The 16,490-nt window shown below is 60.7% G+C and carries 17 protein-coding genes; 4 read left to right on the top strand and 13 right to left on the bottom strand.

What is annotated here, in order from left to right; genetic code table 11:
• Positions 1-42 precede the first annotated feature (42 nt).
• Positions 43-1,878: an ABC transporter ATP-binding protein gene (locus tag NXC24_RS27095; protein WP_104827857.1), complete on the bottom strand. Its 1,836-nt coding sequence runs from the start codon at positions 1,876-1,878 to the stop codon at positions 43-45.
• Between the two features lie 22 nt (positions 1,879-1,900).
• Complete coding sequence (locus tag NXC24_RS27090; protein ID WP_104826477.1) at positions 1,901-3,100, bottom strand: aminotransferase class V-fold PLP-dependent enzyme; 1,200 nt, start codon at positions 3,098-3,100, stop codon at positions 1,901-1,903.
• A 109-nt stretch (positions 3,101-3,209) separates the two neighbouring features.
• Here NXC24_RS27090 and NXC24_RS27085 point away from each other — a divergent pair, with 109 nt between their 5' ends.
• Complete coding sequence (locus tag NXC24_RS27085; RefSeq protein WP_104826476.1) at positions 3,210-4,049, top strand: IclR family transcriptional regulator; 840 nt, start codon at positions 3,210-3,212, stop codon at positions 4,047-4,049.
• Positions 4,050-4,064: 15 nt separating this feature from the next.
• Here the strand turns inward: NXC24_RS27085 and NXC24_RS27080 are convergent, their stop codons facing one another.
• From NXC24_RS27080 to NXC24_RS27045, 8 genes are all read right to left on the bottom strand, one after another.
• Positions 4,065-4,562 carry a RidA family protein gene (locus NXC24_RS27080; RefSeq protein ID WP_104826475.1) on the bottom strand — a complete coding sequence of 166 codons (498 nt, stop codon included), beginning with the start codon at positions 4,560-4,562 and terminating at the stop codon, positions 4,065-4,067.
• Positions 4,563-4,604: 42 nt separating this feature from the next.
• Positions 4,605-5,807 (bottom strand): amidohydrolase/deacetylase family metallohydrolase, encoded by a 1,203-nt coding sequence (locus tag NXC24_RS27075; RefSeq protein WP_104826474.1) that lies wholly within the window; start codon positions 5,805-5,807, stop codon positions 4,605-4,607.
• 3 nt (positions 5,808-5,810) lie between these two features.
• Positions 5,811-6,680: an ABC transporter permease gene (locus NXC24_RS27070; RefSeq protein WP_104826473.1), complete on the bottom strand. Its 870-nt coding sequence runs from the start codon at positions 6,678-6,680 to the stop codon at positions 5,811-5,813.
• Positions 6,680-7,621: an ABC transporter permease gene (locus NXC24_RS27065; RefSeq protein WP_199773644.1), complete on the bottom strand. Its 942-nt coding sequence runs from the start codon at positions 7,619-7,621 to the stop codon at positions 6,680-6,682. Before NXC24_RS27065 ends, NXC24_RS27070 begins: the two co-directional genes overlap by 1 nt.
• 58 nt (positions 7,622-7,679) lie before the next feature.
• Positions 7,680-9,206, bottom strand: a complete 1,527-nt coding sequence (locus NXC24_RS27060; protein ID WP_104826472.1) for an ABC transporter substrate-binding protein — start codon at positions 9,204-9,206, stop codon at positions 7,680-7,682.
• Positions 9,207-9,588: 382 nt separating this feature from the next.
• Complete coding sequence (locus NXC24_RS27055; protein ID WP_104826471.1) at positions 9,589-9,834, bottom strand: helix-turn-helix transcriptional regulator; 246 nt, start codon at positions 9,832-9,834, stop codon at positions 9,589-9,591.
• A gap of 428 nt (positions 9,835-10,262) precedes the next feature.
• Positions 10,263-10,919, bottom strand: a complete 657-nt coding sequence (locus NXC24_RS27050; RefSeq protein ID WP_104826470.1) for a PQQ-binding-like beta-propeller repeat protein — start codon at positions 10,917-10,919, stop codon at positions 10,263-10,265.
• Between the two features lie 9 nt (positions 10,920-10,928).
• Positions 10,929-12,149 (bottom strand): helix-turn-helix domain-containing protein, encoded by a 1,221-nt coding sequence (locus NXC24_RS27045; RefSeq protein WP_104826469.1) that lies wholly within the window; start codon positions 12,147-12,149, stop codon positions 10,929-10,931.
• Positions 12,150-12,267: 118 nt separating this feature from the next.
• Here NXC24_RS27045 and NXC24_RS27040 point away from each other — a divergent pair, with 118 nt between their 5' ends.
• The 3 genes from NXC24_RS27040 to NXC24_RS27030 all read left to right on the top strand — a co-directional run bounded on the left by NXC24_RS27040 (position 12,268) and on the right by NXC24_RS27030 (position 14,542).
• Complete coding sequence (locus NXC24_RS27040) at positions 12,268-13,041, top strand: thioredoxin family protein (RefSeq protein ID WP_104826468.1); 774 nt, start codon at positions 12,268-12,270, stop codon at positions 13,039-13,041.
• Positions 13,019-13,342, top strand: coding sequence for a hypothetical protein (locus NXC24_RS27035; protein WP_245464169.1), 324 nt, complete (start codon positions 13,019-13,021; stop codon positions 13,340-13,342). The genes NXC24_RS27040 and NXC24_RS27035 overlap by 23 nt, the downstream gene beginning before the upstream one ends.
• Positions 13,343-13,498: 156 nt before the next feature.
• Positions 13,499-14,542, top strand: a complete 1,044-nt coding sequence (locus tag NXC24_RS27030) for a GH25 family lysozyme (RefSeq protein ID WP_104826467.1) — start codon at positions 13,499-13,501, stop codon at positions 14,540-14,542.
• Between the two features lie 34 nt (positions 14,543-14,576).
• Here the strand turns inward: NXC24_RS27030 and NXC24_RS27025 are convergent, their stop codons facing one another.
• The 3 genes from NXC24_RS27025 to NXC24_RS27015 all read right to left on the bottom strand — a co-directional run bounded on the left by NXC24_RS27025 (position 14,577) and on the right by NXC24_RS27015 (position 16,279).
• On the bottom strand, positions 14,577-15,434 hold the full coding sequence (locus NXC24_RS27025) for a sigma-70 family RNA polymerase sigma factor (protein WP_104826466.1): 858 nt from the start codon (positions 15,432-15,434) through the stop codon (positions 14,577-14,579).
• Between the two features lie 193 nt (positions 15,435-15,627).
• On the bottom strand, positions 15,628-15,942 hold the full coding sequence (locus NXC24_RS27020) for an EthD family reductase (RefSeq protein WP_104826465.1): 315 nt from the start codon (positions 15,940-15,942) through the stop codon (positions 15,628-15,630).
• Positions 15,943-15,994: 52 nt separating this feature from the next.
• Entirely contained in the window at positions 15,995-16,279 is a 285-nt protein-coding gene (locus NXC24_RS27015; RefSeq protein ID WP_158704565.1) for an antibiotic biosynthesis monooxygenase family protein, read from the bottom strand.
• Positions 16,280-16,490: the final 211 nt, after the last annotated feature.

Below are 16,490 nucleotides of genomic sequence, written 5' to 3'. Positions count from 1 at the left end.
CGCGACACCGCGACGGCGACACGGGCACGAAAGCCGCGGCCATCAGAGGGCAACCTGGTGGCCGGGTGAGATCTCGACATACTTTAGCGGCTGCATCGTGTGGTCCGGCGACCGGATCGGGCTTTTCAGCTCGTCAGCGGCGATGCCGTGCTTCAATTTCCGCCGGGCCGGGTCGGGAACAGGAACCGCCGACATCAGCTTCTTGGTATAGGGATGCTGCGGGTTCTCGAACACCGCCTGCCGCGGCCCGATCTCGACGATTTCGCCGAGATACATCACCGCGACCCGATGGCTGACGCGCTCGACGACGGCCATGTCATGCGAAATGAACAGGAATGCGAGGTTCAGGCTTTGCTGCAGGTCGAGCAGCAAGTTGATGACCTGCGCCTTGATCGAAACGTCGAGCGCCGAAACGCTCTCATCGGCGATGATCACCTTGGGATCGAGTGTGAGTGCGCGCGCAATACAAATGCGCTGGCGCTGCCCGCCGGAAAACTCGTGCGGATAGCGCGTCGCCATATCCGGCGAAAGGCCGACCTTGACCAAGAGGTCGGCAACCTTGTCGCGCGCCTGTTTCGCCGTTCCCATCTTGTGTTCGAGATAGGGTTCGGCGACGGCAGCGCCGATCGTCATGCGCGGATTGAGGCTGGCGAAGGGGTCCTGGAAGATCATCTGCACCTTGCGGCGCATATCGCGCAGACCCTTGCGATCAAGAGCCAGCATCTCCTCGCCGTCGACAAGTACCGAGCCGCTCTGCGGCTCGATCAGGCGCATGATGGCGCGGCCCGTTGTCGACTTGCCGCAACCGGATTCACCGACCAGCGATAGCGTCTCGCCGGCGTGCAGATCGAAGGAGACGTTTTCGACGGCGTGCACCCTGCCCTGTAGCCGCCCGAAAAGACCGGAATGAATGTCGAACCGTTTGCAGAGGTTTTTCACCTCCAGCACCGGCCGCTGCGCCGCCGCGACGGTATCGGCCACCTCCGTCAATGGCTCAGCCTGACCGGTCTCGCTGTTGAGGACCGGAAACCGCAGGGGTCGCTCCCGCCCCTTCATGGATCCGAGCACGGGGACAGCCGAAAGCAGCGCCCGCGTGTAGGGATGCTTGGCGTGGAAGAAGACCTCGCTTGTCGCGCCCGTCTCGACCTGCTCGCCGCGATACATGACGATAGTGCGGTCGGCGATCTCGGCAACGACACCCATATCGTGGGTAATGAACAGCACGGATGTTCCCTGCTCTTCCTGCAACATCTTGATGAGATCGAGGATCTGGCCCTGGATAGTGACGTCGAGCGCCGTTGTCGGTTCGTCGGCGATCAGCAGCTTTGGGCGCGAGGCCAGCGCCATGGCGATCATCACGCGCTGGCGCATGCCGCCGGAGAAGCGATGCGGATATTCGTCGAAGCGCGAGGCGGCCGATGGGATACGCACGCGCTCCAGAAGGCGGATCGTCTCGGCCCTCGCTTCGGCCCTGGACATCTCACCGTGGCAAAGCAGCGCCTCGGAAATCTGGTCTCCAATGGTAAAGAGCGGATTGAGGCTAGTCATCGGCTCCTGGAAGATCATCGCGACATCCTTGCCGCGGACTTTGCGCATCTCAGCCTCCGACAGCGCCAGAATATCCCTGCCGCCGAGCGTGACGCGGCCGGTGATCCGGCTCATGTCCTGCTGCAGCAGCCGCATGATCGACAGCGACGTGACGCTTTTGCCGGAGCCGGATTCCCCGACGATCGCCACGGTTTCACCTGGCGCCACGGTGAAAGACACGTCACGCACCACCGGCTTCCAAGTCCCCTCCACCAGGAAGGAGGTCGTCATTCCCTCCACCGAGAGCACTGGCTCGGTGAGCTGTGAAGTCTGGGCGTCGCTGCCGGCCATCATCGTCCCCTTATTCACCGTCTCAATCCGGCCAGCGCAACAGGCCGTCGAAACGGCGGCGGCTGCGATCTTCGAGTGAGGTAGCGATGATCTCGTTTGAGGCTTGCGCCCTGTCGAGTTCTTCGCCGATACGGGCGGCCACGATTGTCTCCTCGCCGGGATGCAGATTGCAGGGATCGAGGTAGAAATAATTGTGCTCGACTTCGTGGTCGCGAACGATAATCGGCGGGGTTCCCCGGGCCAAGGCGTCGGCGAGGTCCCAGGCGGTGATGTGGGCCTCGCGCGCTTCGATGGTGAGACGCAGGCGGTCGAGCGGATTGTTGGTCGGGTCGGGCTCGATCACCGCCTTAACGCCGGGACGGCCGTCGAAGCGGTTGTGCCAGAGATTGAGATAGCCGGTCTCGCGCTCGCGTATGCCGGCATGGTCGCGCGTCTCCCAGGCTTCGAGCGCCGCCATGACGCCGAAGATGCTTTCCTTGCCGACCTTCATGCCACGGCCGATGCCGAGGTTCTGCAGGAAGGTGTTGCGCACCATGTCCTTGCGTCCCGCGACGATGCCCGAGGTCGGGCCGCCCAGGAATTTGTGGCCGGAATAAAGAACAAGATCCGCTCCCTGCTCCAGAAAGATGCGCAGATCATATTCGGAAGCCGCATCGACGATGACAGGCACGCCCTTGGCGTGGGCGATCTCGCAGAATTCCTTGAGGCTCAACATCCCATAGTCAACGACATGATGCGAAACGACATAAAGGGCGGCCGCCGTCTTCTCCGTGATCGCACCTTCCAGATGATGCCGGTAGGTCGAGGTCGCCTGGCCGATCAGCACGACCTTGCCGCCCGCAAGCCGCACCGCCTGGTCGACCGGCGCGCCGTAGCTCACCACATGTCCCATCTGAACGATGACTTCGTTCTTATCGCCGCGAACATCGGGCAGACGCTCGATTGCGGCGAGGTCGTTGCCGGTGATGGCGGCGGCGACTGCCAGGCTGATGCCTGCCGAGCAGGAGGCCGTAACGAATCCCGCTTCGCCGCCGGTCAGCCGCGCGATGACCGCACTCGCCTTGCGCTGCAGGTCGTTGATCTCCACGAACTGCGGCAGAATGGAGCCCATTGCCGCAATCGCCTGGGGAACCACGATCGATGCCCCGAGGCTCGTCATCGTGCCCGAGACATTGATGACGGGGCGAAGTCCGACGGACGGACGAATGTCTTCATTCGGCATGGGAACCTCCAGATTTTTTTGCTGGCGGGGCGGCACTTGCAGTACCGGACCATCGACAGCTATGCCATAATTATGTAACAAACCACCGATTTGAACGGGAGTTCGGTTTTTGGACGCAAAGACATCACCCATCGGCTACTCCGAGAGCGAGACGGCCAATGAAAACGACGCCGCCGCCGTCAAGGGAGCGCGGCGCTCGCGCGTCAGCGGCATCGACCGGGCGCTGCAGGTCATCGATCACCTCTACGAAACCGGCACGTCCTGCGGTGTCTACGCGGTCGCCAAGGCGATCGGCGCACCGCTCTCGACCGTCTACGTCATCGTCGACGACCTCGTTGAGAAGAACCTGCTTAGCCGCAATGCCGACGGCACGATCTGGCTCGGCTCCCGCCTTTATCACTACGGCCTCGCCTACGCCCGATCGCTCGATTTCATGAGCGTTGCCACCCACGAAATGCACGATCTCTGCCGGCAGGCCGGCGAAACTGTTCAGGTCTGCGGCCGCGACGGCGACCATATGCTCGTTCTCGCCATGGCAGATGGTCCAAGCCACTTTCAGGTCGCCTCGCGCGTCGGCACGCGGGTGCCGCTCAACTGGACGGCGTCCGGCCGCCTGCTCGTCGGTCATCTGCCGGAGGAAGAGCGCATCGCGCTTTTCAGGCACTGCGCACGCACCTCTCCGACCGGCCGCGCCGATGTCGACCCGGTGACGCTGTCGACGGCTGCGGCGAAAGCGCTGGAAGCCCGTCTGTCGATCCAGGCCGGAGAATCCGACTATGCCGTCGCCTGCATCGCTTCGCCCGTATGCGACCGCGATGGCCAGTGCGTCGCCACCATCTCCATCGTTCTGCCGGAGCAGAAAGCCTTTTCCGACGAAGGTCACTACGTCGCGCAGGTTCGAAGCTCGGCGGAAAAGATCGAGAGATTGATGGGTTGGCGCGGCCATTGACGTTCTGTCCCTTCCTCAGCCGTGCAAAGCCACGATCGCTTCGATCTCGACGGTGATATTGCCCGGCAACGAACCGAAGCCGACAGCCGAGCGTGCATGTTGGCCGGCCACTCCGAAAACCTCGATGAAGAGGTCGGAACAGCCGTTGATGACGCTAGGATGATCGGCGAAATCGGGCGTGGCGTTGACCATGCCCAAAAGCTTCACCACCCGCTTGACGCGCTTGAGATCGCCGAGCGCATCCTGCATGACGGCCAGCAGATTGATGCCGGTCAGCCGCGCATCGGCGTAGGCCTGTTCAATACCGACCTCGGCGCCGACCTTGCCGAAATGCAGAGTGCCGTCGGCCTCGCGCGGCCCCTGGCCGGACAGATAGAGCATGTTGCCCTCGCAAACATGCGTCACGAAGTTGGCGATCGGCGGCGGCGGCGGCGGCAGCACGATGCCGAGGGTGGAGAGGCGTTCATAGGGCGAACCCTGTGCGCTCTCGGCGGTGGCGGAAGACTGGTTCACGCAAACTCCTGTCGTACAATCATTAAATTCGGAACTCAGCAATCAATGGCAGTGGCCGTGAGGCGTCAGCTTTCGCGCCCGCGGGATGTAACGGCTCGCGGCAAAAGCGTCAGCGCCGATGACTGCGAAGCGCGGTTCGAAAAGCTGTTTCAGCACGGCCGCATCCCCCATCGAATCCACCGCCTCGATATCGGACTCCACAAGGTCGAAGATCGTGAATTCGGCCCGCTCCCCGACCGCGAGCCGATCGATGAGCGGCAGTTTGATGGCCGAGGCCGGTGCATGCGTGACCGCTTCGATTACTTTCTCGAAGGGCATGCCGACCGACAGCAGCTTCGACATCGTCGTCGCGAGATCCCAGACCGGGGAATTCAACGACCGGTTATGCAGATCGGTGGAGATCGAGAACGGCAGAAGCCCGCGCTGGATGGCGGCCTCGGCGACGCGGAAGGAGAAAGACGCGCCGCCATGGCCGATATCGAGGCGGATGCCCTCACCAGCGCAACGCTCGGCGAGATTGAAGAGATCCTCATCCTCTATGAGGCTGCTACCGGCCTTGCCGTTGAAGCAATGCGTAATGATATCGCCGGGTCCGAGGATCTCCAGCACCTCATCATAGAGTGCCGGCGGCTCGCCGACATGCACCATCATCGGGATCTTCAATATCTTGGCGATCTTCTTGCCAAGCTTGACGGGCGTAATCCCCCACGAGCCGGTGATGACATGGCTCGCGCGCACCTTGATGCCGACAATATGCTCGCTGTTGTCGGCATAGACCTGCAGCATGCGGTCAAAATCGATCGAGCGTATGTCTATCAATTCGCTGACGCGATTGCAGGCGACGAGACCGATCGAACCGAGATTGAGAAACGCCTTGATGCGTTCGCGCGCCGGCTGGATGATATATTCACGGAAGCCATGGAAATTCGCTTCACCCGCCGAGCCGGCATCGACCAAGGTCGTCACGCCGCGTTCGACGCCGCATTCCGATGGGCGAAGGGAAATATCCGTGCCGCCATGCCAGATATGGACATGCAGATCGATCCAGCCCGGCGACATCCAAGCACCCTTGCCATCGATCCTTTCGACATCGGCCGAGACGGCAAGCGATGGTCCGACCTCGGCGATACGCCCATCCGCGCCAACCAGCACGTCAGTGACGCCGCCTGACGTCGCCAGACCGAAAGCCATCGGCTTGACGTTGGCGATCAGCAATGGCCGCTTCGGTTCATATCCGGAAGACATGGGCTACAAGTCCTTTCGAAGTCTGGGATCGAGAATGTCGCGTAATCCGTCGCCGACCATCTGCAACGACAGGACGGAGAGAATGATGGCAAAGCCCGGAAAGAGCGTCATCCAATCGGCCTGATCGAGATATTGCCGGCCGGCGGCGATCATCGTTCCCCAGGTCGGAATATCCGGGCTCACGCCAAGGCCGAGGAAGGAAAGGCCGGCTTCGGCGAGCATGGCGTTGGCAAACAGGAAGGTGCCCTGCACCAGGATCGGCGACAGCAGGTTTCTGAGCACATGTCGCGTCATGATATGCAGGGTCGAGACGCCGAGCGCGCGCGCCGCCTCCACATAGGGCAGTTCGCGGATAACCAGCGTCGAGGCGCGGACGATACGCGCCAGCCGCGGCGCGTAGACGATGCTGAGCGCGATGATGACCGTCGTCAGCGACGGCCCGAGGGCCGCGACCAGCGCGATCGCCAGCAGGATATCGGGAAATGCCATCATCGCATCGACCAGCCGGGCGATCGGCGTATCCAATTGCCTGAAAAAGCCGGCGAGCAGGCCGAGCGTAACGCCGATCACCGCAGCCAGTGCGACGACCGCGCCACCGACCAGCAATGACAGACGGCCGGCATAGATAGTGCGGGTAAAGACGTCGCGGCCGAACTCATCGGTTCCGAAGAGGTGGATGAAGCTTGGCGGCTTCAGCCGGTTGACGATGGACAGCTTGCCTGGCGCATAGGGCGCAATCAACGGCGCGAAGACGGCGAGCAGCACGAATATCGTCAGCACGGCGACACCGAAGACGACGGTTTTGCGCTTGAAGAGACGTCTGGCGAATTTGCGGCGCTCGGCGCCGGCGCTTGTGTCTGAAATCGCGGCCATCAATAGCGCACCCTCGGATCAACCAGCAGATAGAGCATGTCGATCGCAAAATTGATCAGGACGTACAGCCCGGCAATGACGAGCAGTGCGCCCTGGATCACCGGGTAGTCGCGTCGGAGCACGGCCGACACCACGAGATTACCAATGCCCGGCAGGCTGAAGATGGTCTCGGTCACCACCGCGCCGGAAATGAGCACCGCCGCGGTCAACCCGATGACGGTGAGGATCGGGATCAGCGCGTTTTTCAGCGCATGCTTCAGGATCACCTTGCGCTCGACAAGCCCCTTGGCGCGGGCTGTGCGGATATAGTCGTCACCGAGCACGTCCAGCATCGAGGCGCGGGTGAAGCGCAGGATCAGCGCCGAGGAGACGACGCCGAGCACGATCGAGGGCAGTGCCAGGTGATACATCCGGTCCACGAATGACGAACCTGGACCGCCATATCCGGAGACGGGAAAGATACCGTGGCGAACGGCGAAGGATTGAATGAGGATCAGGCCGAGCCAGAAACTCGGAATACTGGCCGCCAGCATGGCAAGCGCCGTCGCCGCCTGATCAAACAACGAGCCCCGGCGATAGGCGGAATAGATGCCGATCGGCAGGGCGATGATGCTAGCGATGACCAGCGAGAACACCGTCAGAAAGAAGGTGGGCTCGGCGCGCTCGACCAGCGCCGAGGTCACCGGCTCGTTCAGAAAGATCGACTGACCGAGATCGCCCCGCAGAAGCTGACCGAAGTAGTAGAGGTATTGCAGGGCTAGCGGCTGATCGAGGCCGAGCCTCGTTCTGAGGCTCGCAATGTCCTGCGCCGTCGCATCCGGACCGAGCATGACGGCAGCCGGATCGCCGGGAGTGACGCGCACGATCACGAAGACGATCGTGACCACGAGGAACATCACGACGATCATGCCGAAAAGGCGCTGGAGGATATAGCGTATCATGTCTTGTCCGATCCTCCGGCCGCTTCCATCGCGGCCGGAATGACGAGCCTATGGGCTGCTACTTCTTGACCGACGCGTTCCAAAAATACGGCCAGGGCGCAGCCTCGACCCCTTCGAGCTTCTGCGATTTGGCAGCCAGCGCATTGAAGTCGCCAATCTTGATCAGCGGTACTTCGTCGTACATCACCTTTTGGACATCAGCCCACCGCGCCACGCGCTTGTCAGGATCAACGGCGGAATTGAAGGCATCGACCGCGACCTTTCGGGCCGGCGTGTCCCACCAGCCGGGCGCGCTCGTCGACATCTGCCCCATCAAAGCCGGCTCGGGCAGGAAGGGGCTGTGGGAGATATAGATGTCCCACAGTTTCGGATCGGCACGGCGCTGCGTTAGCGTCGCCCAATCAACAACCTGCAAATCAACATTGAAGCCGGCCTGCTTCAGATATTCGGCGGCAACCTGCGCCATCTTGTAATGGAATTCGTATTGACGGCTGGTGAGGATACGCAGCGGCTCGCCGTTATAGCCTGCCTTCTTCAATAGCGCACCGGCGGCCTCGGGATCGGCGACATTATAGGCGCCATCCGTGCCGGCATCCGTGTTCCAGGCGTAGGACTTTGGATAAAATGCGGCATCGAGCGCATAGAAATCAGTGCTGCCGAAGGCAGCGGCCAGCATGTCCTCCATGCTGAGCGCTGTGCGTACCGCTTTGCGGATATCGATATTCTTGGTGATGCCGTTCGCCGTGTTGAATACGAAGACCGGATAGCCGAAGGGCTTCAGCATGACCGGCGCGGAAGCGGTCGAGCCTTTCAAGCGGTCGAAGGATTCGACCGGCAGCGAGTCGACATAATCATATTGACCGGCAACCGCCGCCTCGACGCGGGTATTGGCGTCGGGAACAGGCACGAAACGGATTTCATCGAGATATTGATGCCGGGCGCCGCCATAACCATCGGCCTCGCCGCTGCGGGACTTATAACCATCGAAGCGCACCAACTGAATATATTGGTCAGCCTTGCGCTCCTTCAGCATATAGGGACCGGTGCCGATGAAGGTGGTCATCGGATCTTCTTGATGCTTGGCCGGAATGATGATCGCGGCCGAATTGTTGAAGGCGAGCAGGGAGAGAAGCGGCGCATAGGGTTGCTTCAACACGATCTTGACCGTCGAGGGATCGACCGCCGAGATGCTGTCGATCATAGCCGCGGTCTGCTTGCCGCGTGAGGCGATCTTGGTCCAGCGATTGAGCGAGGCAACGACATCTTCCGATGTCATCTCGCTATTGTCGTGGAACTTGATGCCGGTGCGAAGCTTGATCGTATAGGTTTTGCCGTCAGCGCTGATGTCGGGCATGCTCTCGGCCAGAAGCGGCGTTACCTTCCAATTCTTGTCGAAGGTAAAAAGCGTTTCGAAAATATGCTGCGAAACGATGCCGACCAGATCGGCCGTCGAAACCATTGGATCCAATGTCGGCGGCTCACCAATTGTCGCGACATTGATCACGCCGCCCTTTTCCTGCGCCAGAAGCGCCGATGGCATGATGAGAAGAGCTGTTCCCAGCAGAAAGGCAAATTTGCTTCGCACGATATCATTCCCTTGTTTATTCCCTTATTACGGAACATTAAATTTTATAATGGAATGATAGCGGTGGGAAAGGTGATGTCAATATAGCCCGGAACATTGGAATGCGTGATTGAAGTCGTGGCTAGGAGCGAGTGACGCCGACATCGATCGGTGTTCCTCATCACCGCGATCTCGACAGCATCTATGTTGGAAAACCCAAGGCGTGGAGACGCTACGAACCTCGGCCATGCGGCGGAGGCGAAAGCCATCAAACGTAAGAGATAAAGAAGAGCAATATGCTATGGGGGAACACGTCACCACCGGAGTGCTCGCCGATGGGAATATTAGTGCCCCCGCTGGTCGGCTCTTGCTGGGGGGCAAGGCCGACCAGATTCTTTCAAAATTAAACCGCCAGGAACGCTGACGGCGGAAGCTGAAGTGCATTGGCGATCCGCTTCAGTTTAGCCGGATCAATATCTGCGCCATCTTCGATGCCTATGATTTCCTCATTGGCGAGACCACAGGTCACCGCCAGATCTTCAATGCTGTAGCCCACGGTTTCACGGGCTGCCTTCACACGCGCCGCGACATCGTCCGCATGCACGGCTTGCGGTGGAACCTCATTGAAATTATTGAGTGAAATGGACATTATCGTCTCCTTCTCTACATAGATTCTTGCGAAGTCTTTTTTGAGTCTTGGGACAGGCGCCTGTTAACGCGCCGATAACCTTTTATTTCAGCAATGTAATATGAACAAGCAAAAATCGTCGCGCAGCGCCGGTCGAGCCTATGGCCACGCGCAGACGCTGGTCATGCGTCCATGGACGACATCTGACGAACGATGACCAAGCAACGGATAGTTAACGGATTTTTCACCGCTCATAGAGCGCGCAGTAACGGCAATGGAGAAGTCGGCGCCGGCTTCTCGTTCCCGGAAAATCTGTGAATATGGAGGGACGGGAAAACCAATTGATGCGCAAAGCCGCCCGGATGGCTTGCCTTTTCGAACGACATCCACCTTCGATTCGCCTGACGCGAAACATCCGCTCGGCATTCGCTAAACAGTTTTGAGGGCCGCTAGCCTTTGGGCTTGGGCGCGCGGCTTGGCCGGCGGACAGCTCTCACCTTACCGCTGCCTCCACCGCCGCAGAAGAACTGATCTCCGCCATCGGACTCCAGTCCCGACACACCCACTCCAGCCGGCATGTCGAGCCTTTCCAGGACCTTTCCCGTTTCGGGATCGATCCGCCTCACATCACTCTCGTCACCTTCCCAGGTGCCGTGCCAGAGTTCGCCGTCGACCCAGGTGACCCCGGTTACGACGCGGTTGGACTCGATGGTGCGGAGGATTGCCCCCGTTTGCGGATCGATTTGATGGATCTTCCGGCCGCGATGCTGCCCAACCCAGAGCGTCCCCTCGGCCCATGCGAGCCCGGAGTCGCCGCCATGGCCAGGCGCCGGGATCGTAGCGAGCACGCGACCGGTCTTCGGATCGATTTTCTGGATGATATTCTCGGCGATCTGAAACAGATGCTGACCGTCGAAGGCCGTTCCCGCATGAGAGGCGACTTCGATCGAATGCAGCAGCTCCTCCCCCTTTGCCGGATCGAAGGCGTTCAACCGGTCTCCGGAGGCAAACCAGACGTGCTGGCCATCGAAGGTGACGCCGTTCACGCGGTCGGCGCCGGGAAAGGGTCCATATTCATGAAGAATTTCGGCTTGAGATCGTTTCATGCTGTCATCCTATTCATTCGGCAGAGGACCGGGGAGTAACAAGATTGTCGGGAATCCGAGCACGGGCGGGGTCATCCAGCGGCGTGCCCTCCCAAGACCCAATGACTGTACCTTGCCTGCTTCCGCAAGCTGTTCGAGCGCACGCTGTACCGTGCGCGGGCTCGCTCCAAGTGCAATCGCCAGCGCAGAACTCGACCAGGATTCGCCGTCGGCAAGAAAGGCGAGCAGCGCCGCATGCTGTTCTTCGACGGGCGGCGCCAGCACGGCGATTTCGCTTGCGCGGCGCGGCACCAGCGCAAAGCCACGTTTCGTAGCCCGAACATCCGCCAGCGTCCGAAGCTCAGCGCGAAGCCGCCCTATTTCGACACGCAGTCTTGCACGATGCGATTCATCGGCATGTTTGGCCCGAAAGGCGCGGGTGAGAAGTGTGCTTCTCGGCACATCTGCGGGCCAGGCTTCGCCCAACGCGCGTGCAAGCGCGAACAGGACCGGGCGCGTCGCAAGCGAAACCACCGCCCCTGCATTCCGGACGACGTTACGACATGCGTCCACCACTACCGTCCCCGACTCCAGAAGCGTTTCCACCTCTTCAAGCAGGAGCGGGCGCTCCTCGCCACGCAGGATCAGGCGCGCCGCAGCCGTGTTCAGCACGAGCGAGGCGCTTTCGACCTCCGCCGTCAGCGCAGGAATATCCGCTGCACTTGCGGCCTGCCCTGCCCGCGTAAGTGCTGCACGCGCTGCCTTCGTCTGCAGGCGGCGAATGGCGATGCCGGCAACGACCAGCTCGTAAGCCGCCCTCGAGGCGGGAGGAAGCGGTGTCGGGTCAAGCTCAGCGAGCACGCGCTCGGCTTCGTCGAGATGGCCGATCAGGAGCAGGCGCCGGACTTCGAGATTGCGGGCATGGGCGGCATTCACGCGGTCGCCATGTGCCTCGAGGGTCGCCCGCGCCGCGGCAAGCGCTCTGGCGGGCCAGGTAAGGTCGCGCGAGACGAGTGCGATCTCCGCTTCGGCGACGACACACCGGGCGCGGGCCATGCCCTCCTTTGGCCCGAAGGCGCGCGCCGCATTCTTGAGGAGCACCTTTGCGCGGCCGAGATCACCGAGTTGCGCCATCGCGATGCCCCTCAGCGCGAGCGCCGGCGCATCATCGCGCAGGGCAACTCGCTTCAACGCGCCGAGAGGATCGCCCGCCGCAAGCGCATAGGCCGCAGCGGTGATCATCGAGTCCATCGAAATCCCGTCAAACTTGTAACTCCCATCAATTCGATAGCCGGGCGTAGTTTACTACCACCAAACAGCACGTCGCATCTTGAATGATACGGCGGCAGATAGCCAAGGGAGAAAAATGATGACCGCACATATGACAGCGACACGCAAAGAATGGCTGGCTGCACGGTTGGACCTGCTCGCGGAGGAGAAGGAGCTGACGCGGCGAAGCGACGAATTGGCGCTGCGTCGGCAAGCCCTCCCCTGGGTACGGATCGAAAAGGACTATCGTTTCGAGACGGAGAATGGCAGAGCCTCGCTCGCCGATCTCTTTAAGGGACGCTCGCAGCTCCTCGTCTACCACTTCATGTTCGGTCCCGACTATACGGCCGGCTGCCCATCCTGCTCTTCGATCGCGGATGGATTCAACGGCTTCGTCGTCCATCTCGAAAACCACGATGTCGCCTTCTCGGCGATATCGCGCGCACCACTTGCAAAGCTGCAGGCATTCAAGCAGCGAATGGGGTGGACCTTCCCCTGGGCGTCCTCGTTCGGCAGCGATTTCAATGGCGATTTCAGCGTCTGCTTCACCGAGGACCAGCAGCGCGAGGGCGGCATTGAATATAATTTCAGACGCGAGGCGCCTTCACCTCAACCTCGGCAGGAGCGCGGCAGCGAGAAACCGGTCTCGCAAATGGCGGCCATGACCGGAACCGACGCTGCCACATTTACGCGCGAAAGGCCGGGCCTCAGCGCCTTCGCGCTCGATGACGGCGTCGTTTACCACACCTATTCCAGCTACGCGCGCGGGCTGGATGGCCTCTGGGGCATGTACCAGTGGCTCGATCGTGCCCCCAAGGGACGCAACGAGAATGGGATCTGGTGGCGCCATCATGACCAGTACGGCCGGAGCTGACGTGTCGATGTTTAGTGAACCCACCCCTTCGAAAGACGGCTTTCTCGCCGGCGGCGGGTCTGCCGGTGACGCTGTCGCCGTTGGCATCTCTCACTGGCTGTCCCTCGCCGCGGCGCCGACATTCGCGATCATGGCGCTGCTGACCGCCGCTGTCGGCGATCAGGATATGATCTGCTCGGCCATGTCGGGGGCTTTACCACTTGGCGGAATGGTCCCGATGTATTTGCTCATGAGCGTCTTCCATTTGACGCCTTGGCTGAGGCTTCTGTCCCGCCAACAAAACGGTGCACGCCGGCCCTGATCCGGCGTGCACCAGACCAAACACCACGAAACCCGATTATTGACCCGTAAAGATTGGATTCAATCTTTTTTGGTAATTCTCCATTAGCAATTCATGTCGGCGGGTGTCCGACTACATGGATTCTGCCGTCGACTGTTGTTTTGCGTGCGGGTTCATATGCGTCTAGCGGCTGTGTCAGCAATCTTTCTCACCTCCTTGATCTTGTCGGCATGCGCCGCCAGCTCCGGTCCGGAAGACATCCCGGTCGCGCCACCGTCGCAGGAGACGACCAATTCCATCACCCGCTCGAGCGGACCTGTGCCGACCGCTGAGGTCGGCAGCACCGCTCCGCAAGTGGTCAAACAGCAGCAGCAACGGCAAGCGCTGACATGGACGGAAACACCTCCGGAGCCGCAGGCGTTCGTGCCAACAGCCAAGACCGACGGCGTGCCCGTTCCCGCGGAAAAACCGGTCGCTCTGCTCATGCCGGTGAACCCAGCGATCAGCGCCGCGCCGCAAACGCGAATGCAAATCTACAGCCGTCGCTTCCGGGACGCCAAGCCCATCAACTTCGGCAGTTCCTCACCCAGAAAACTCGCCGTGCACGGCGTCGACGTTTCACGCTGGCAGGGTGACATCGATTGGGAGAAGTTGCAGGCGCAGGGTGCGAACTTCGTCTATTTGAAGGCGACGGACGGCGGCGATCATCTCGATCCCATGTTCAAGAAGAACTGGCGCAGAGCCAAGGAGGCGGGGCTGAAGCGGGGTGCCTATCATTTCTTCTACTGGTGCCGGACTGCCGGCGAGCAAGCCGATTGGTTCATCCGCAACGTTCCGAGGGAGGCCGGCGCTCTGCCGCCGGTGATAGACGTCGAGTGGAACGGGGAGTCGAGCTGCAGGAGAAAACCCTCACGCGAGCACGTTCTGGAAAAAATGCAGGTTTTTATGGATAAGCTGGAGCGGTATTACGGCCAACGCCCGATCATCTACACCGCGCCGGATTTCTACCGCGACAACTTGCGGGGCGAATTCACCGACTATCCCTTCTGGCTGCGCTCGGTGGCCGCACATCCCTCCCAGGTCTATCCGGGACGGAAATGGTTGTTCTGGCAATATTCGGGTTCCGGCCTGACACATGGGGTCGAAGGGCGGATTGACCTCAATGCTTTCCACGGCAGCGAGGAAGAATGGCATAGCTGGTTGGCGTCGCGGTCGAATTGAGCCGAGGGCGGATCAGGACTCGATCCATAAGCTTTCAGCCTAGTCGCACCCAATCTACGGCCTCGAGCACATAGGGCGCGAACAGGAAATCTCGGATCTCAATGATCCGGTTTTCCGACCAGCCGATCAGGACAAAATGCGCGGGTCTGTCCATCGGGCCAGTGCTGTCGAAGACCAGCATGGCCGGCTGTCCTTCAATGGCGCCGAGGGCGAAGCGCCATCTCGTCTCTTCCGAATAACGCGTGAAATAGATGCCAATCTTGTCGCGGCCCTCCAGCCGGAGCCGGTTCACCAGATCGAGCTTCACCTCGTCAGCGAGCATGGCGCGGATCGCGTCGAAATCGCCACCGCGAAACAGATCGACGTAAGCGGTGATCCTCCGCCGATCCGGGTCGGATATCAGCGGCAATCGGAGGTCTTCGGGCTCTTGTGCGAGTTGCCGTAACGCCGCTCGCCCGCGTTGGAGCGCCGATTTGGCGGCGGCCGGAGAGCACTCGGCAATGCCCGCGATCTCCTCCACCGAATGACCGAGGACATCCTTGAGGATCACCGCGCAGCGCTGAAGCTCAGGCAGCCGCAGAAACGTCTGGAAGCTGATCGCAACGATATCCGCCTCGGGTATCGGCGCCGCTTCCATGTCTTCGGTGAGCGGAACGACCGCCTTGCGGGACCTGTCGCGCAGGAAATCGAGGCTCGCATTGTGGGCTATGCGAAACAGCCAGCCCTCGAGATTATCCACCTCGGCGCCCTGGGCCCGCGCGTGAAGAGCCTTGACGAGGGCATCCTGCAATACATCCTCGCCACTGACGGCCGATCCCGTCATGCGCGCGCAATAGCGGTGAAGGCGTGGCCGCAGCGCTCTCAAACGATCTTCGAATTCGTCGGTGCTCATGTGTCGAAACCTACGGCGCTTCCGCGCGCAACTCTATCCCACGCCGAACGGTTGTGCCAACCATTGCGGATGAGGACCAAAATTACTTTGGTTGCTGGCATCGCTCAGCCCTTTTTGCCTGATTTGCGATCTTTGCGACCTGTATAAGCGGCCACCATCGTTTCCCCTCGCCCGCGGGACGAGGGGGATGGGCTCAAACTTCCCGGTTGTCGAAAAGGAACATCTGAACGCCCGAGTCATCAGGCGCAAAAAGCTGGCGATCCGCCCTGGTCGCCTGTCCCTCCGGGCTGGCAAATGCCCTTTCGATCGCCGCGAGGTCGTCGAAATACAGCGTTCCGATCCGATGAATCGTGGAGCCTCCAACCACCGTTGCGATGGGTCCGTCGCTGACCTCGTATTTCCTGAGACCCGGAATTTTCTTGGCGAGGGGCACGTGGACTTCAAAGTAATGCCGGTCAAATTCCTCGATGTTCTTCGGTGTCGGGTAAATAACGACCATCCGAGCCATTGCAGTTCTCCTTAGTTATTTGTTTAACGCAAATTTACTTGTGCACTCATCCTTATCGGCTTTCGCTCAAAACCACCGAGCCTGCCGTGGAGTCCAAGCTCGCCAACTCAGCAATCTTTGGAAAATAGGCTTGCATGCGCGGATCGCCGCGCATCGCCTCGACGGCGGCGAGGGTCTCCCACTCGGAGTAGATGACGACGCTGGCGCCATCCTTTGCCGCGATCAGCCGGGTCGTCTTCCAGCCATGGAGCGTGCGGATCACTGTGTCGATGTTCTGCTTCAAGAGCGCGATCAGCGCCTCCTGCTGCCCAGGTTTGACCTTCAGCAGATTGATCAAATGGACTCGTTGGACATGCCCTGTCTCCTTCTGTTTCGGACACAGCAAAGACGACTCCAGGGACAGAAACGGATCGCCGCGTAAAAGATTTTTTCGGAAAATCAGCGCCGCAGACGTGGTCCGACCAACAATCGGATGCTGCCATCAGCAACGAACTTGCCGAACACATATTGCCCCAGGCTTCTTCCGCTACATCTAGAAAGCGAAATAA

The organism is Rhizobium sp. NXC24, assembly GCF_002944315.1.
Classification (GTDB): Bacteria; Pseudomonadota; Alphaproteobacteria; order Rhizobiales; family Rhizobiaceae; genus Rhizobium.
The sequence above is the reverse complement of the archived record's forward strand: the minus strand, read 5'-3'. Positions and strand labels throughout refer to the sequence as shown.

What these genes read in the sequence shown, in the direction of transcription:
- NXC24_RS27020 (WP_104826465.1), bottom strand. Translation starts at nt 15,942, where the DNA reads ATGGCTCGGATGGTCGTTATTTACCCGACACCGAAGAACATCGAGGAA.
- NXC24_RS27090 (WP_104826477.1), bottom strand. Translation starts at nt 3,100, where the DNA reads ATGCCGAATGAAGACATTCGTCCGTCCGTCGGACTTCGCCCCGTCATC.
- NXC24_RS27050 (WP_104826470.1), bottom strand. Translation starts at nt 10,919, where the DNA reads ATGAAACGATCTCAAGCCGAAATTCTTCATGAATATGGACCCTTTCCC.
- NXC24_RS27040 (WP_104826468.1), top strand. Translation starts at nt 12,268, where the DNA reads ATGACCGCACATATGACAGCGACACGCAAAGAATGGCTGGCTGCACGG.
- NXC24_RS27070 (WP_104826473.1), bottom strand. Translation starts at nt 6,680, where the DNA reads ATGGCCGCGATTTCAGACACAAGCGCCGGCGCCGAGCGCCGCAAATTC.
- NXC24_RS27075 (WP_104826474.1), bottom strand. Translation starts at nt 5,807, where the DNA reads ATGTCTTCCGGATATGAACCGAAGCGGCCATTGCTGATCGCCAACGTC.
- NXC24_RS27055 (WP_104826471.1), bottom strand. Translation starts at nt 9,834, where the DNA reads ATGTCCATTTCACTCAATAATTTCAATGAGGTTCCACCGCAAGCCGTG.
- NXC24_RS27030 (WP_104826467.1), top strand. Translation starts at nt 13,499, where the DNA reads ATGCGTCTAGCGGCTGTGTCAGCAATCTTTCTCACCTCCTTGATCTTG.
- NXC24_RS27065 (WP_199773644.1), bottom strand. Translation starts at nt 7,621, where the DNA reads ATGATACGCTATATCCTCCAGCGCCTTTTCGGCATGATCGTCGTGATG.
- NXC24_RS27095 (WP_104827857.1), bottom strand. Translation starts at nt 1,878, where the DNA reads ATGGCCGGCAGCGACGCCCAGACTTCACAGCTCACCGAGCCAGTGCTC.
- NXC24_RS27025 (WP_104826466.1), bottom strand. Translation starts at nt 15,434, where the DNA reads ATGAGCACCGACGAATTCGAAGATCGTTTGAGAGCGCTGCGGCCACGC.
- NXC24_RS27035 (WP_245464169.1), top strand. Translation starts at nt 13,019, where the DNA reads ATGACCAGTACGGCCGGAGCTGACGTGTCGATGTTTAGTGAACCCACC.
- NXC24_RS27045 (WP_104826469.1), bottom strand. Translation starts at nt 12,149, where the DNA reads ATGGACTCGATGATCACCGCTGCGGCCTATGCGCTTGCGGCGGGCGAT.